The organism is Euhalothece natronophila Z-M001 (assembly GCF_007904085.1).
In the GTDB taxonomy this organism is placed as follows: domain Bacteria; phylum Cyanobacteriota; class Cyanobacteriia; order Cyanobacteriales; family Rubidibacteraceae; genus Halothece; species Halothece natronophila.
In genome coordinates this window covers 1,110,728-1,126,722 of record NZ_CP042326.1, presented here as the reverse complement: position 1 = coordinate 1,126,722, position 15,995 = coordinate 1,110,728, and the positions used below count along the sequence as shown (strand labels likewise).

At 40.2% G+C, this 15,995-nt stretch carries 19 protein-coding genes; 9 read left to right on the top strand and 10 right to left on the bottom strand.

The annotated features are described in order from the left end of the window. Nucleotides 1–11: 11 nt before the first annotated feature. From FRE64_RS05290 to FRE64_RS05275, 4 genes are all read right to left on the bottom strand, one after another. On the bottom strand, nt 12–1,835 hold the full coding sequence (locus FRE64_RS05290; protein WP_246140401.1) for a hybrid sensor histidine kinase/response regulator: 1,824 nt from the start codon (nt 1,833–1,835) through the stop codon (nt 12–14). Nucleotides 1,836–1,860: 25 nt separating this feature from the next. Further along, nucleotides 1,861–2,211, bottom strand: a complete 351-nt coding sequence (locus FRE64_RS05285) for a hypothetical protein (protein ID WP_146294994.1) — start codon at nt 2,209–2,211, stop codon at nt 1,861–1,863. A gap of 113 nt (nt 2,212–2,324) precedes the next feature. Continuing rightward, nucleotides 2,325–2,627, bottom strand: a complete 303-nt coding sequence (locus tag FRE64_RS05280) for a hypothetical protein (RefSeq protein ID WP_146294993.1) — start codon at nt 2,625–2,627, stop codon at nt 2,325–2,327. Between the two features lie 13 nt (nt 2,628–2,640). Then, entirely contained in the window at nt 2,641–4,023 is a 1,383-nt protein-coding gene (locus tag FRE64_RS05275; RefSeq protein ID WP_146294992.1) for an aspartate ammonia-lyase, read from the bottom strand. A gap of 115 nt (nt 4,024–4,138) precedes the next feature. On the opposite strand from FRE64_RS05275, the gene FRE64_RS05270 reads away from it, so the two are divergent. The 3 genes from FRE64_RS05270 to FRE64_RS05260 are packed head-to-tail and all read left to right on the top strand — an operon-like array spanning nt 4,139 to nt 5,031. Beyond that, the gene (locus FRE64_RS05270; RefSeq protein WP_146294991.1) at nt 4,139–4,378 is read left to right on the top strand and encodes a DUF4160 domain-containing protein; all 240 of its coding nucleotides are present in this window, start codon (nt 4,139–4,141) and stop codon (nt 4,376–4,378) included. Then, nucleotides 4,371–4,739 carry a DUF2442 domain-containing protein gene (locus FRE64_RS05265; RefSeq protein WP_146294990.1) on the top strand — a complete coding sequence of 123 codons (369 nt, stop codon included), beginning with the start codon at nt 4,371–4,373 and terminating at the stop codon, nt 4,737–4,739. Before FRE64_RS05270 ends, FRE64_RS05265 begins: the two co-directional genes overlap by 8 nt. Before the next feature lie 34 nt (nt 4,740–4,773). After that, on the top strand, nt 4,774–5,031 hold the full coding sequence (locus FRE64_RS05260) for a chlororespiratory reduction protein 7 (protein WP_146294989.1): 258 nt from the start codon (nt 4,774–4,776) through the stop codon (nt 5,029–5,031). On the opposite strand, the gene FRE64_RS05255 is transcribed toward FRE64_RS05260, so the two are convergent. The 3 genes from FRE64_RS05255 to FRE64_RS05245 form a co-directional block, all read right to left on the bottom strand. Then, nucleotides 5,032–6,015: an aspartate carbamoyltransferase catalytic subunit gene (locus FRE64_RS05255; RefSeq protein WP_146294988.1), complete on the bottom strand. Its 984-nt coding sequence runs from the start codon at nt 6,013–6,015 to the stop codon at nt 5,032–5,034. It abuts the gene before it with no gap. Further along, on the bottom strand, nt 6,012–7,028 hold the full coding sequence (rlmN, locus tag FRE64_RS05250) for a 23S rRNA (adenine(2503)-C(2))-methyltransferase RlmN (RefSeq protein ID WP_186709042.1): 1,017 nt from the start codon (nt 7,026–7,028) through the stop codon (nt 6,012–6,014). The genes FRE64_RS05255 and rlmN overlap by 4 nt, the downstream gene beginning before the upstream one ends. An 88-nt stretch (nt 7,029–7,116) precedes the next feature. Further along, on the bottom strand, nt 7,117–7,875 hold the full coding sequence (locus FRE64_RS05245; protein ID WP_146294986.1) for an SIMPL domain-containing protein: 759 nt from the start codon (nt 7,873–7,875) through the stop codon (nt 7,117–7,119). A 28-nt stretch (nt 7,876–7,903) separates the two neighbouring features. Here FRE64_RS05245 and surE point away from each other — a divergent pair, with 28 nt between their 5' ends. Next, nucleotides 7,904–8,575 (top strand): 5'/3'-nucleotidase SurE, encoded by a 672-nt coding sequence (gene surE, locus FRE64_RS05240; RefSeq protein ID WP_146294985.1) that lies wholly within the window; start codon nt 7,904–7,906, stop codon nt 8,573–8,575. A gap of 146 nt (nt 8,576–8,721) precedes the next feature. On the opposite strand, the gene cobA is transcribed toward surE, so the two are convergent. Both cobA and FRE64_RS05230 read right to left on the bottom strand, forming a co-directional pair. Further along, a complete protein-coding gene (cobA, locus tag FRE64_RS05235) occupies nt 8,722–9,423 on the bottom strand; it encodes a uroporphyrinogen-III C-methyltransferase (RefSeq protein ID WP_146294984.1) in 702 nt (233 codons plus the stop codon). Between the two features lie 21 nt (nt 9,424–9,444). Beyond that, complete coding sequence (locus FRE64_RS05230; protein WP_146294983.1) at nt 9,445–10,758, bottom strand: ABC transporter substrate-binding protein; 1,314 nt, start codon at nt 10,756–10,758, stop codon at nt 9,445–9,447. An 843-nt stretch (nt 10,759–11,601) separates the two neighbouring features. Between FRE64_RS05230 and FRE64_RS17405 the strand changes: the two genes are divergently transcribed. From FRE64_RS17405 to FRE64_RS05215, 5 genes are all read left to right on the top strand, one after another. Then, nucleotides 11,602–11,751: a hypothetical protein gene (locus tag FRE64_RS17405; protein WP_186708989.1), complete on the top strand. Its 150-nt coding sequence runs from the start codon at nt 11,602–11,604 to the stop codon at nt 11,749–11,751. 43 nt (nt 11,752–11,794) lie between these two features. Further along, nucleotides 11,795–12,901 carry a glycosyltransferase family 4 protein gene (locus FRE64_RS05225; protein ID WP_146294982.1) on the top strand — a complete coding sequence of 369 codons (1,107 nt, stop codon included), beginning with the start codon at nt 11,795–11,797 and terminating at the stop codon, nt 12,899–12,901. Continuing rightward, complete coding sequence (locus FRE64_RS05220) at nt 12,898–13,851, top strand: NAD-dependent epimerase/dehydratase family protein (RefSeq protein WP_146294981.1); 954 nt, start codon at nt 12,898–12,900, stop codon at nt 13,849–13,851. Before FRE64_RS05225 ends, FRE64_RS05220 begins: the two co-directional genes overlap by 4 nt. A 176-nt stretch (nt 13,852–14,027) precedes the next feature. After that, complete coding sequence (locus FRE64_RS18070) at nt 14,028–14,150, top strand: hypothetical protein (protein ID WP_281286897.1); 123 nt, start codon at nt 14,028–14,030, stop codon at nt 14,148–14,150. A gap of 49 nt (nt 14,151–14,199) precedes the next feature. After that, nucleotides 14,200–15,204, top strand: a complete 1,005-nt coding sequence (locus FRE64_RS05215) for an MraY family glycosyltransferase (RefSeq protein ID WP_146294980.1) — start codon at nt 14,200–14,202, stop codon at nt 15,202–15,204. A 234-nt stretch (nt 15,205–15,438) separates the two neighbouring features. Here the strand turns inward: FRE64_RS05215 and FRE64_RS05205 are convergent, their stop codons facing one another. Then, complete coding sequence (locus FRE64_RS05205) at nt 15,439–15,966, bottom strand: hypothetical protein (RefSeq protein ID WP_246140400.1); 528 nt, start codon at nt 15,964–15,966, stop codon at nt 15,439–15,441. Between the last annotated feature and the right edge of the window lie 29 nt (nt 15,967–15,995).

Genomic DNA, 15,995 nt, shown 5'->3' with positions numbered 1-15,995 from the left:
AAATGTTACAGTTAATAATTCATAACTTCTTGCAAGGTATTAATAAATTCTTTCTCCAGATAAGGTTTTGTAAAATACTCACTTGCCCCCAAATGTTGACATAATTTACGGTGTTTTTCACTACTACGAGAAGTTAACATTACTACGGGAACTTGATTCAATGTTTCATCTTGACGGCGGTAACGGAGAAATTCAAAGCCATTCATATTGGGCATTTCAATATCACAAATGACCACATTGGTATCAGGATGACGTTGTAAAACAGAAATCGCTTCTCGTCCATCCCCTGCTTGTAAGACTTGATAGCCAGCACGTTGCAGGGAAAAGGTTAAAGTTTGGCGTTGAGTTGCAGAGTCATCTACTACGAGGATAGTGGGAACTTCACTGGTGAGAGAACGGCGGGTAGTGGTATTAACAACTGCTGAGGCTTGGGTTTGTTGGACTGATTCAAGTAAGTTAAACGCATCTAATACTGGAACAATTGTACCATCCCCTAAAATCGTGCAACCTGAAACATATTGCGGAGGCGCGATCGCGCTACCAAAAGATTTAATCACTAATTCTTGTTCTGTAATGACTCGATTGAGTTCCAAGGGAAATTGCTGTTGTCCCCGTCGTAAAATAATTAAGGGAAAGCCACGTTCTTGAGGGCGTTCCACAGCACCTAAAGGTTGTAAATTTGGAGACGCGGCCGGAACAGGGCAATTATAATCTAATAAATCACTAATAGCATAAATGGGAAGGGCTTGATCATTCCACTGTAAAAAGCGTTGTTCTCCTGTATATTTAACTTGGTCTGAGGTGGGAACAAGAATTTGCTCAATATTATCTGATGGTAAAGCCCAAACCGTCGTATCCACCAAGACAATTAGTAATTTTGCCATGGATTGGGTTGTGGGCAAACTTAAGACAAATGTTGTTCCTTTTCCGGGTTGAGAACGAAGGCTAATTGCCCCTTTTAGTTCCCGAATTTGGTCGCGTACCACGTCTAACCCCACACCACGCCCAGAGAGATCACTCACTTCTTTTGCAGTGGAAAATCCGGGTTCAAAAAGAAAGTTATATAAACGTTCCGAAGACCGATTTTCTGCTTGATCAGGGGTAATTAATCCTGTATTGATTGCCTTTTCTTTGACTCTTTCTAAATTAATTCCTCCACCATCATCACCAATTTCAATAACGGTTTGATTCCCCTGATAATAAGCCCGAATGGCAATTTCTCCTTCTTCAGGTTTTCCAGCTTCTCGTCTTTTTTCTGGAGATTCAATACCGTGATCAAAGGCATTTCGGACTAAATGAGTGAGGGGATCATAGAGTTTTTCTAAGACGCTTTTATCCACTCTTACCCCAGTTCCTTCTAACCTTAACTGAGTGGGTTTTTCATACTGATAAGAAAAGTCTCGTAAAATACGGGGAAAGCGATCCAAAATGTTACTTAAAGGCAACATCCGCGCCCAAATTAATTCATCCCGTAATTGCTCCAACATTTTACGCTGTCCCTGCAAGGTTTGGTCAGATTGTTCAGCAAACAGGGAAATATCGCCGACTGATTCTTCAATTTGAGCGGTTTCTTCTAAAAGTTCTTGGAGGGTAGCATTCAACGCCCCATATTGATCCAGTTCTAAACTATCAAAGTCGAGATCAAGCACCGACTCAGGTTGTTCGGTTAAGTCTGGGGTTGAGGTTTCTTGTTTTTCTCTAGCAGTGGGTTGTAAGTTCCCTTGCTGTTGGTTTCCCTGACGGATAATTTCTTGATCGGAAAATTCTTGTAAGCGTCCCACTAACCCTTGAAAACGAGAAAACCGATTTAATAATTCTCTTAAGCCTCGTTGCAATTGTTCATTTTGAACCGCTAGGCTGTTACGTTGAATGACTAATTCCCCTTAAAAAGGCTGAACGCCCAGCTTCTAAGTCTCGCACCATAAGGCGACCAATAGTAACAGCTTCTTGGGGATAAGTCTCAAGGGCTTTCATCGTACTATCTACAATTTCCCCAAAACCTTCTAACCCCATAATCTCCGCTAACCCTGTAAACACTTCTGCTTGGGCGCGAACTTCTCCCAAAACCTCGTACTGGTTAGGATTAGCCATTACTTCTTTTAAGTGTTCTAACCCCTGTTCCACATCCACCTCAATCATACTTCCACCCTCAATGGTGATCTTTAACAGGTGTAGCTTTCTGGCATAAATTACAGGAGGTTTATTGAACAATCACATTTTGTAATTGATGTCAGGGGCTATTCCTACTTTCTTAATTTAACGAAAAATAATCATTTTGTTTCATTAATTTCCTGATTTTAGTATTTTCTCGTAAAAATTTAGATTTACAAAACTTTAGAACTCCGTGTTAATGCAGTGACACGCTGGGCTTCATGAAATTCATTTTCATTTTCACTTTCTCCTAAAGTCGGTTTAATACTGACACTATCAACATTTCTCATATTGATATAAATCGTTTCATCGGGAGTATGTAAAGGACACCATTCCAGACTCAGTCGCTGTTGAATAGATTGCCTGAGTTCAGGGTAGGGATCATTTTCTTCCGCAGTTTCTGTAACTAAAAAGGATTCTTTTTCCCCGTTGTTGTAGTGAAAGGTAATTTGTAGAGAGTAGTCTTGTTTTCCCATGATTGAGGTTGATTTATTGTTGTTGGCTCATATCTTCTAAATTTAGCACTTGCGCGAGGGCTTCTTCGGTCATTAGGTTTTTTTCTAACACTAATTCTCTTAAAGATTTCCCTGTTTCTAAAGATTCTTTGGCTAGGGCTGCGGCATTAAGATACCCAATGTGGGGGTTAAGGGCAGTAACGAGGGCTAAACTTGCTTCCGCATAATTCTGACAACGATCGCGCCTCGGTTGTATCTCTTTTAAGCAACGATCGGTCAAGGTTTGCAAGGTATTTCCTAAAATCTCTATACTGTGAATTAGGTCATACGCCACTAAGGGCATCATCACGTTTAATTCTAACTGTCCTCCCTGAGCGGCCAGCGCGATCGCGCTATCATAGCCCATTACTTGAAACGATACCATAGAGGTCATCTCAGCAATCACAGGATTATATTTTCCAGGCATAATAGATGACCCCGGTTGCACAGGAGGCAGTTCAATTTCTTTTAAGCCCGTTTTTGGCCCCGAATCCATTAAACGCAGGTCATGGGAGATTTTAACGCAGTCTTGAGCAATATTTCGTAACGCCCCTGAGACATTCACAAAGGGGGAAAGACTTTGCATCGCTGCCATGAGATGAGGCGCACTACTAAGAGAAACTCCCATAAACTCGCTGAGATGATTAACCACTTCTTCTCGATATTGAGGATGAGTATTTAAGCCTGTTCCCGTAGCACTTCCCCCAATTCCCAATTGTTGTAAGTCTTTGGCTGCGGTTTCTAAACGGTGGAGATGATCGCGATAAATTTGCGCCCAAGCGCGGAAGGTTTCCCCCAGTCTTACTGGCACTGCATCTTGCAGATGAGTTCGCCCTGATTTCACTATATCTTGGAACTCGGTTGCTTTTTCTTCAAGGGTGCTAATGGTGGCTTTGAGTGCAGGATAAAGGGTATGCTCAAGGGCAAGGAGACTGCCAAGGCGAATGGCGGTGGGAATGACATCATTAGTGGATTGTCCATAGTTCACATGATCATTGGGGTTAACCCGTTGATAGTTGCCTTTAGCATCTCCGAGAATTTCTAAAGCACGGTTAGCGAGGACTTCGTTAACATTCATGTGATGGGACGTTCCAGCGCCAGCTTGATAAATATCCACCACAAACTGATCGCGCAGTTTCCCTTTTAGAATTTCATCAGCCGCTTGTACAATGGCACCACTAACGTCTTGAGGAATGCAGTTAAGTTTTCCATGCGCGATCGCGGCAGCTTTTTTAATTAAAATACAAGCATCAACATAGGTAGGTAAAGGCTTAATCCCACTAATGGGAAAATTTTCAGTTGCCCTCAGGGTTTGAATGCCATAATAAACATCATCAGGGAGTTGGCGTTCCCCCATGGAGTCTTTTTCAGTACGCATAGATATACAGTGAGGTGGATTGATGATTCATCATCGTACAATGATGCGAGCTAAAAAACCAAGGGTTTCAACCTCGTAAATCAATGGCAAACTGCTTTTAGGGGCTTTATAATCAATGCCAACTGTTTTGAGAGAACAAGGATATCGTATTGTTATCTACCCTAACGATCATCAACCTGCTCATGTTCATGTTTTAAAAGCTGGAGGAGAAATTAAAGTAGATATTTCTAAATTAGACGAAATCCAAGTGATCGAAGTCGTTAAAATGAAAAATAAAGAAGCCTTAACAGCACTCAATTTGGTTATTAAAAACCAAAAACTACTACTATCCAAATGGGAGGAGATCCATGGTTAACAATATAAAATTTATTTCAAAAGAAAACAATAAAGATACTTTACTTCAAAAGATAGAAAAAGCTAGAAAAAATAAAAAAAGCCAATTAGAACGCAAAGCAATTAATGCAAAGTATGATCCTCAAAATGATCAAATCATTATTCAATTTGTTGATGGCTCTGAGTTTAGATTTAATTCTCAGTTAGGACAAGGATTACAAAGTGCCACGCCAGAACAATTAGCTGAAGTAGAAATTACCCCTTCTGGGCAGGGACTGCATTGGGAAAGTTTGGATGCTGATTTAAGGATTCCTGATTTATTGCAGGGCGTTTATGGCAATCAAAAATGGATGAGTGAACTCAAGCGTAAAAAGCTAATATAGAAGCACAACTTGCAGTTAAATAAAAAATAAAAAAATGCCCGATCCAATTATGTATCAAGAGGATGCTTATGTTGTCCTCGAAACCAACCAACCTGAAGAAATTATGAGTGGGGAAGAATTACTAGAAAAACTGAAAACCACCCTTGAAAATAATCCTGATGAACACCCTAGAGAATTAGCCAAATTTGAGACAATAGAAGAAAAAGCTAAGCATCTGATGGAAACCAGTTGCGAATTAGATGTGGGAGAAGGGGAATATTTACAGTGGTATGTGATTCGCTTAGAAAAATAGCTAATCACTGGTGCCGATTAAATATAATAATGCCATGCGAACTGCTACCCCACTGGTGACTTGTTGAGAGATGAGACTTAATTCTGGGTCATCCATTAAGTCAGAACTAATCTCGACACCACGATTCACGGGTCCGGGGTGAAGAATTTTTACGTGAGGATGGGCTAACAACACGCGATCGCGCGTAATCCCAAATTGCTGATGATATTCCCGTAAACTCGGCAATAAATGCTCACTCATCCGTTCTTTTTGCAACCGTAGCGTCATAATAAAATCAGCATCAGTTAAGGCAGGTTCCACTTGCCAGTGACAGACTAATTTTTCCCCTAAAAACTCCTGAAACTCTCTAGGCAGTAACGTCGGTGGCGCAGCTAAATGTACCGTTGCCCCCATAGTGGTTAAACTATAGAGATTAGAACGGGCAACCCGAGAATGTAAAATATCTCCCACAATGGCAATTTTTTTCCCTTGTAGAAACTGATGAGGCGAGGAAGGAGATAATAATTGATACAGCGTAAATAAATCTAATAGTGCTTGTGAGGGATGTTCATGTTGCCCATCTCCAGCGTTAAACACACTCACATTCCCTTCTAGTCGATCCATTTCCGCCGCGATGGTGTGAGGAACACCGGCCTGGCGATGACGAATGACTAAAATATTTGCCCCCATTGCTACATAAGTTTTTGCAGTATCTAAAATTGTTTCCCCTTTGGTGAGGGAAGAAGAACTCCCAGCAAAATTGAGGGTATCTGCTGATAAGCGTTTCGCTGCTAGTTCAAAACTACTACGAGTACGAGTGGAAGGTTCAAAAAATAAATTTGCCACCACTTGCGCTTGTAATGCAGGAACTTTCTTGGTTCGTCGGGATAAAACTTCTCGAAAACTATCGGCAGTTTCTAAGAGAGTTTCGTATTCTTCGGCGGTAAAAGTTTCTAAAGAGAGAATATGGCGTTTCGTCCAAGAAGAAGTGGTTGTCGTGGTCATGAATTTTGTTTTGCCCGTAATTGCCCACAGGCAGCATCAGCTTCTAAGCCGCGGGAATAGCGAATACTCACCGCAATATTAGCGTCTTGTAGTGCCGTTTGAAAGGCTTCAATTCGGTTTTTGTCAGGGCGTTGATAATCTACTTCACTGATGGGGTTATAAGGAATCAGATTAACATGAGTTTGAAAACCTCTTAGCAGTTGTGCTAATTCTTGGGCATGATTTGGAGTATCATTCACCCCTGCCAACAAGATATATTCAAAGCTAATGCGACGGTGAGTTTTTTCCACATAGTCTCGACAGTCAGCAATAAGTTGCAGCAGAGGATAACCGCCGCCACTGGGAATTAACTGTTCTCGTAAGACTTGGTTAGAGGCATGGAGACTAATGGCAAGGGTAATTTGTAATTTTTCTGCTGCCAGTTTGGGAATCGTTTTCGGAATGCCTACTGTGGAAACGGTTAAGTTACGTTGTCCAATGCCAATGTCTTGATTGAGAGATTTAACCGCTTTAATCACTTCTTCTAAGTTTAATAGCGGTTCACCCATGCCCATAAATACCACATGACTTACTCTTTGCTGGAAGTCTTCCGCGACTGTCATCACTTGATCCACAATTTCATGGGCTTGTAAATTGCGAGTAAAGCCGCCTTTTCCTGTGGCGCAAAAATCACAACTCATAGGACATCCCACTTGCGAAGAAACACAAACCGTTAACCGTTTTGCAGTGGGAATACCAACAGTTTCAATGAGTTCGCTATCATGGAGACGAAGAAGATACTTACGGGTTTCATCAGGAGCAATGCTACGATGGGCAATAGTAGAGCGTCCAATGGGCTGATCTTGCAGGTTTTCTCGCCACTGTTTCGGAAAGACCGTAATTTCAGACAGCGATCGCGCTCCTTTTTGATACAACCACTGATATAACTGTTTACCACGATAGGCAGGTTGTCCTTGTTCTTGTACCCACTCGGTTAACTCAGGTAAAGATTTTCCCAGTAATGGACTCAAAATATTTCTCCTTCTTGTAATCTCTGCTTCCTCTATTGTGCCAAGAAGAGAGGGGTCATTAGGATGATTAGGTGTATTATAAAGACAAATTTTATTGGTAACTAATTTGTAATTTTACCCTCGCTTCAATTTCTTGTTCACCGCCAATCACGGGAGAACTCGGTGCGCTACTTTCCGCCATATCTTGAGCACGGGCTGTTTCCAACCGAGGCGTAACAGGGGCTTCCGCGCCATCGACTTCAATATGAATAATAGATTGAGAACGCAAATCCAAAGTGTTTAATACTGCATCAGCTTGGGATTTTCCGTCTAGAGTAGCTTTTTCTAAAGCCTCTTTTTTGGCTTGCGCGATCGCGCTTTCTGTGGCTGTAAATCCCACTGAATCAATGCGAGTTGCACCGGCATTTACAGCCTGATCTAATAAATCTCCGATTTCTTCCGTTTCAATCTGAAAACTCACTAAATTTACCCCTTCATAGCCAATTAAACGGCGTTCCCCATCCGAACGACGATATTGCGGTTGTAAACGGATTCCCGTAGTTTCTAGCTTATCCACCTCACGTTCTTGTAAAAACTCCACCACAGCGGTTGAACGTCGGGCGACCTCTTCTTGGGCTTCTCTTGCTGTTTCTTCTTCTACTTCTACCCCTAGGCTAACTTCGGTTAAAGTTGTTTCGATCTCAATTTTTCCTGTACCTGTAACCGTTAATGTTCTGACATCACGATCTTGAGCCATTACAGGCGAGGTAGAATGGCTATTGATCAAGCTACCAGCTAACAAGATCATTAAGCCACCGACAAAAACTAACCCAATTGTTTTTAGGTTTGAGGCTTGTAAAAAACGATTCATTATTAAGCACTTTTATTCAATAACTATCATGATTTTAACCAATGATGACGGGTATAATGCAGAGGGAATTCAAGCCTTACAAATCGCAACTGACTATCAAGGAGTTATTGTTGCCCCAGAAAAGGAACAGTCTGGTTGTGGACATCAAGTAACCACGAAACGAGGCTTAAAACTGGAAAAATATTCTAAACAACTTTATAGTCTTGATGGGACTCCTGTTGATTGTGTTCGCATTGCCTTAACTCAGCTTTATCCTGATACAGAATGGGTCATTTCTGGCATTAACGCAGGGGGAAATATGGGGGCTGATGTTTATATTTCGGGAACTGTGGCAGCGATTCGAGAAGCAGTTTTACTAGGAAAAAAAGGCATTGCCATTTCTCAGTGGCGTAAATCCCCATTAGAAATTGATTGGACAGTGGCAGCAAATTGGACAAGGAAGGTTTTAGATACTTTATTTTCCATTTCTTTACCTTCTGGCTACTTTTGGAATGTCAATTTACCCCATTTAGAAGATAATACCAATGAGCCTGAAATTATCTTTTGTGAAGGAGGAACACAACCTTTACCTGTTGAGTATTATTTCGACGGCGATCGCTATTATTATCAAGGCGAATATGGCAAGCGGCAACGAGGAAAAGGGAGCGATGTTGATGTTTGCTTTTCAGGGAATATTGCAGTTTCCCAGTTAAAGTTGTGAAAACTGCTATATTTTTTCCTTTAATTGTACCTCATAACTATGAAATTTGCTATAGCGTTTTCAAATTCAATATAAATAGTAGTGCGAGCATCTTGCTCGCTTTTGAAGAATAATAGTTTACAACTCATCTGAAAATGCTATATATGCTAATTTATTCTTAAATTAACCACTTCTCCAATCACCATAACCGTTGGAGAAAGTTTCTCCCCTTTTGTCTGTTCTACAATCGTTTGTAATGTTCCCACCCACACTTTTTGCTCATCTGTTCCGGCTGAACGAATAATCGCAATTGGAAAGGATAATTGCTTCCCTTCCTGAAGTAATCTTTCTACAATAGTTGCTAAATTACGTCCTCCCATTAAAATAATGAGTGTATCTATTCTCGCTAAGGCATTCCAGTCTAATTGATCAGGTTCATGGGCAGTAATGACAGTAAAACTCCGACTGAGAAATTTATCTGTTAGGGGGATGCCAGCTAAAAGAGGGGCGGTAATAGCTGAAGATAAGCCTGGAATTATTTCAACCTTACATCCTACTGCTTTTAAGGCTTGAATTTCTTCTCTAGCGCGACCAAAGATAAAGGGATCACCATTTTTTAAGCGAACCACTTTTTTACCTTGTTTAGCATAAGAGACTAAAATATTATTAATTTCACTTTGAGAGGTACTGGGTTTTCCCCCTCGTTTTCCCACATAAATTTGTTTACAAGTGTCAGGAATTAACTCTAAAACTGCTTCATCAACCAACGCATCATAAATTAAAACCTCAGTTTCATAAAGTATATTTTTTGCTTGTTGTGTTAGATATTCCTTCTTACCTAACCCAGCACCCATTAAATAAATTTTCATTTTTATTACTATAAATTCAAATCAATCATTAAAAATAAAATCTAAACGTTGTTGCGATTCTTCTAAAGCAGATTTAGGCTCTTTTTCTCTCAATAAACTCGCTTCAATTGCTCGACCGAAATTTTCAGATAAGCGATTATAATTAGGAATAATTGGACGGACTTTTGATACTTCCATTTGTTTCAAAAATACTTCCAAGACAGGATTATCTTCCACAAACTCCTGATATCGTTTACTTTGTTTAGATTTAACATTTACGGGTAAATATCCAGTTTGTAAAGCCCACTCAGTTTGAAACTCTTCACTTAAAACATACTCTAAAAACTCAAAACAGGCTTTTTCCCGCTTAGAATCTGTTTTAAATACAAATAAATTTTCTCCTCCTACCACCGCAGCTTGTTGTTCTTTTTTCGGAAATGGAAAGACATCGTAATCAATCTCTGTATCACTTAACTGTCCCAATGTCCATGGCCCCGTAACTTGCATCGCTACATCCCCTGATAGAAAGTTATCCAACTCATATCCTCGTTCTGGCGCTGATAATACTGCCCAATTATTTTTTACTAAATTTGACCCAAATTCAAGTGCCGAAATTGCTCCCGAATTGACTAAATTTGGTTGTCCATTATCGCTTAATAATTGACCATTAGCACTATAGACAAAAGGAAGCCAAGTAAAAACAGTCCACTCTCCTTTTCCTAGAGATAAAAACATCCCATGCTGATCAATGCGTCCATCCTCATCAAAATCTTTAGTTAATTTTTCTGCCGTTTCTTCTAACTCGTCCCATGTTTCAGGTATAGTTTCAATTCCAGCCTCTTCAAATAAAGATGGACGATAAAACACTCCAGCATTATTAGTGCCAAAAGGAATTGACCAAATGTGACCATTTAACTCCATACTTTCCAATAAAACGGGTTCTATTTCATCTTTTAATGGTGATTCATTGAACCAGTCATCTAAAGATCGAATTGCCCCTAAATCAACTAATTTCCCCGTTAATTGGGGAACAAACCAGAGCATATCGGGAGGAACATCCCCGACAAACGCGGTTAAGATTTTCGGTAATTGTCCGTCAGGCTGACCAATATAAATCGGATTAACCTTAATATTTTGATGATTCTCATTAAATTGATTAACTAACTCTTGGAAAACTTCTCGATTCGGGGGCGGATTAATGCCATGCCAGAGGGTTAATTCAACTCTGTTTTGAGTTGAGCCGTTAACATTAAAAGGAGTGCAACTACTCAATGGTAAGCTACAGCTTAAAATAATGAGGCTTACCAAAAATATGACTTGACGAAAGTTAACGAAAAAATAATTCTTCTTATTCATAAAAGATTCATGTTTTGAACAATGTATCATTTTTGTCATTTATAAAGAGTGAATTGTGTTAATCGATCAAAAATAGCCTTCTAAAAATTAGTTTAGCTTGTTGACAATCAGGATCAGATGGGCTAAGCTCTGCTCCAGCACACAGACAAAAAAATTACGTTTTGCCTAGGAGCTGGGCGTTGACGGTCAATTCAGATCTCCGTCCCTCCACTGTAGAGCTTCTTTATTATTGAGACGCTCGACAAAAAGGAGGGGGTAGTATGTTTACAATTAAGGAAACAGTAAAATTTAGAAAAAAATCTAATCTAAGTTCTGCCAACCAATAATACCAAAGTGTGATTAGACATGGATAACAACAAAGGTATTACTGAAGAATTAGCAAGCCAACAGATGTTGGTGGAAAACGCTTGGTAATTATATCTCCAAATAATTGGGCGTAATGGCTAACTCAACTCCCACAGAATTACCGTGAAAGAAATGCTTGACTCCGATTTACAACGGGTAAGTCGAGAATTAGTGAAGCTACTTCCAAAAAGCGCGATCGCGCCTTCACTTTGCTGAAAAAATTGAACAGCTAACCGTCGTAGTGATCGATAATGCTCCCATTCATACGAGTCGTGCTTTCCAAGATAAAATTCCAGAGTGGTGGGAAAAAACTTAGAAATTTTGGCTCTTCTAAAGTAAGTATGGCAAATTAGCAACAAAAGCTCCAATGTAACAGCACTTTTCTTCTAAAATTATCGAACTTATTAAACCAAAGGCTCTCCTTTTAATCAGCTTGATTTTTTTTGTTGATACCCTCCACAACTCCTTGGGTAGTGCGATAGTCAAAATAACCTAAAATTGGCTCAAACTAGCCAAATTGCAGAAACCTTTATTAGTCTGATTGATGAAGCCTTTAAGCAACACCGATGGTGGCGACAACATCAAGATGGGATTGCTTACGGACATTGGGCGCAGGATTTTTCGGTAAAAGTAAATTTTAGCATTTAGTTTTCATGTTGTTTACATTCCATTTGAAAATGCCATATATGAAATGAAATTATTATTTATCGTTACTAGAACTGATACTTTTGGAGGATCACTAATTCATGTACGAGACACAACTTACTACTTAAAAAAACAAGGAGAAGAAGTACAAGTAATAACAGGCAAAAAAGGAATTTATAATCAAGTTTTAGAACAGTATGATATTCCCAATGTTGCCTGCAAAAGTTTAGTACAACCCATTAAACCTTATCAAGACGGAAAAACTCTTGCTGAATTAAAACAACTCATTCAACATTACAATCCTGATCTCGTCAGTACCCATTCTAGTAAGGCAGGAATTTTAGGGCGCATTGCTTGTAAACTCAATAATATCCCTTGTCTTTTTACCGCCCATGGCTGGGCTTTCACAAAAGGGGTTCCTCAACCCAAAAGAAGCATTTACCGTACTTTAGAAGTAATGGCAGCTCCCTTAGCTGATCGTATTATTTGTGTCTCCGAACAAGATCGTCAAATTGGCATTGCTTCAGGGATGAATCCTAAAAAACTGACAACAGTTCATAATGGAATGCCAGACATATCACCTAACTTAAAAGCAGATCCCAGTCAGTCTAATCCTGTATCTATTATTATGGTTGCAAGATTCGACCAGCAAAAAGATCACTCGACCTTACTAAAAGCAATCAAAAACATTCCCCAAGTAGAAGTTAATTTAATTGGTGATGGCCCTCGTTTAGAAGAAATTAAACACCTTAGTAAAAAATTAGAAATTCAGGATCGAGTTAACTTTTTAGGTCTTTCTTCAGACGTATCGCATTTCTTAGCCAAAGCTAGTATTTTCGTTTTAATTTCCCACTGGGAAGGATTTCCCCGAACAATTTTAGAAGCAATGAGAGCTGGTTTACCTGTTGTAGCGACTGACGTAGGAGGCGTTAAAGAATCAGTATTAGATGGTGTGACAGGGTTTTGTATTCCCCGTCAAAATGTTCTAGCTTTAGAAGAAAAACTAATGCTTTTAGTTAAAAATCCCGATCTCAGAACAAAAATGGGAAAAGCAGGGCGAGAACGTTATGAAAAGGAATTTACTTTTGAACGAATGCTAAAAAAAACATTGAGCATTTATAAAGAAGTTTTATCAGAGAAGGGTAAACAATGAAATCTATTTTAATAACAGGGGCTACAGGCTTTATTGGCAGCCACTTACTTCCACAGCTAGAACAAAATAACTTCTCCCTCAAAATAACCACTCGCCAAAGCTCACCTCAAACTTCCCAACATGTAACCCCCATCCAAATTAATAACATAGACGAAACCACAGACTGGAGTAAAGCCTTAATAGGAGTTGATTGCGTTATTCACCTTGCTGCCCGCGCTCATATCCTCCAAGACACCTCCACTGATCCTGAAACAGCATTTTATCAAACTAATACTGCAGCCACTGCTAACTTAGTCAAACCAGCGATCGCGCAGGGAGTAAAACACTTCATATTCATGAGTTCTATTGGCGCAATGGCAACAACAAGTGAACAAATACTAACCGAAACCTTTCCTTGTCAACCCGACACCCCTTATGGTCGTAGTAAGCTAAAAGCAGAACAAGCCCTCAAGGAACTATGTGAAAATAGTACCATGACTTGGACCATTTTACGTCCGCCGTTAATTTACGGTCCCAATAATCCTGGAAATATGGAACGCTTGCTAAAACTAGTGAAAACAGGCTTACCTTTACCCCTTGGAGGAATTAATAATCATCGTAGCCTCCTTTATGTTGGTAACTTAGTTAACGCCATAACCACCTGCATTTCCCATCCCAAGGCGAAAAACCAAACCTTCCTGATTAGTGATGGAGAAGACTTATCAACCCCTAGTTTAATCAACCAACTCGGTAAAGCCATGGGAAAATCTCCCATGTTAATTCCCATTACCCCTCAATTCCTAACTGTGATCGCTAAACCACTAGGCAAAGAAGACACAATTAAACGTTTAGCAGGCTCTCTTACCGTTGATAACAACAAAATTAGAACCACCCTTGATTGGAACCCCCCATTTTCAGTAACTGAAGGCTTACAACATACCGTGGATTGGTTTATTAAGAGCAAACCTTAGAAAACTAAATATAGAAGCTCAACCTAATTTTCCCCCGCGACAAGCAAACCACATTCTTCTAGCTTACCATTACTATTCAGTACTACCCCCGCGCAATTGGAACCGTTGTTTTTGGCAGTCGAGGGATTATCTTTACCCCTTTAGAAGTTGCCTCAGAACGAGATACAGAAACTAAAATGCGCGCAGCTCGTGATTTCACTCGTTCCTTAGTTTGGATATTTACAGGTCGCACTGGAGCCAGTTTAAAGCCCAAATTTTCTACCTATATATTGCCAAGTGAAACGACAATTTTGCCATAATAAACATCATTATCAACTCTAAAATAAAACTTAATCGCCTTCCTGAATTATGGTTTTAATTTCTCTCTGTCTTCTTAGTTTTTTGCTGAGTTTAACTACTGTTGCCCTCATTAAACAACGTTTTAGCCAACTATTATTAGATATCCCTAATGCTCGTAGTTCTCATACCCAACCAACTCCCCGTGGTGGCGGGCTAGGCTTTATCCTTGCTTTTGCTATTATTAGCGCGATCGCGCTTTTGTTATCTTTTAATCAACCAACTTTCCTTTTAGGCTTAACTCAGCAACAGTGGCTAGGAATATGGCTAGTTCTAACCCCCTTAACGATCGTCGGTTTGATTGATGATCGCCAAGGCGTAAAAGCCAGGATTCGCTATCTGGTACAACTAATCTCAGGCGCGATCGCTGTTTCTGTATTTGGTTCTTTTCCCCAACCTTGGCTTACCCCATGGGGCAATCTAGGTGTTATACTTGCCTTAACTCTTACTCTCATTGGTTTCACTGCCTTCATCAACTTCTACAATTTTATGGATGGGTTAGATGGCTTAGTTGCTGGAGTCAGTGCTACTCAAATGGCGTTTCTCGCTATTTATCTGGATCAACCATTTTTATGGCTGTTAGTGGCTGCTTTAATTGGCTTTTTATGGTGGAATTGGTCACCAGCGACAATTTTTATGGGTGATGCTGGTAGTACTATTTTAGGAAGCGCGATCGCGCTATCACTGCTCATTCCCGATGTTCCCACCACCCAAGCATGGTCAGCTGTCGCTATTACCCTTCCCCTTGTTGGTGATGCCATTTACACTCTAGTGCGTCGTCTCCTTCGTCGAGAAAACATCTTTCAAGCCCACCGCAGTCACCTCTATCAACGCTTACAAAAACAAGGCTGGTCTCATCAACAAGTTGCCCTTTCTTATATCATTATTACCGCTATTAGTGGAATTTGTATCAGTTTTTTGGGACTTTTCGGTGCAGGAATTACCTTATTATTAGTAGCTAGCGCGATCGCGATCGGGGAAACGATTCTAATTCGTCAAACAAGTTACTCTAATTAATTAAGCTCAAAGTGCAATTTTGTCTCCTATCTTAAAAATGGCAGTGAATTAGCGTGGTTAATTGATCCCGATGATGAGAGTGTTTTAGTCTTTATCGTATCGCGCTCCTTCCCTGCGACAAGAAACCGATGTGCTTCCTATGTTACCAGAAATAGAATTAGAACTAACAGCTAATCAACTCTTTAGCTGGCTGAAAATGGGAAATTAATCCAAGAATTACCACTAATAACTGTTTTACTCCCCATATTCTTGCAAAAAAGCCAGAAAATCCCTTAAGGCTTGTCTGTTGGCTTCGTTGGGTTCGAGTTGATACCGTATTTGTAAAATAGCTCCTCGATTTTGGATTCGAGCTCGGCGAGCTGCTCGTTCTCTTTCCTCAGCTGCTCGTTCTCTTTCTTCAGCTGTTGCGCGATCGCGCTGTATTTCTCGCTGTCTTCTCTCAATTCTTTCATTCTCTGCTCGTGTTTCCTCTGCGCTTCTTCTTCTTTCTGATTCTGCTTCGCGTGCTGCTTCTCGATTTCGACGGTCCCACTCAACGCCGAAAGCAACCAACGCCACCACGAGGGCTGCCACGGTGAGTCGGTTACTCCAGACTCGCGGTTGTTCAATTGTTGCGAGGAAGGTGAAGTCTTCTTGGTCATAAAACCTCAGAAATGCGATAGCTATGGTTAGTACCGTTAAGATGGTACTGGGTAATAGGGAGAGAAAGTTTAACCAAATTTTTCCTTGGGATGAGTCCATTCTAGCAAAAACTGAATCCATGTTTGCCTAATTGTCTCATTCCCTGAATC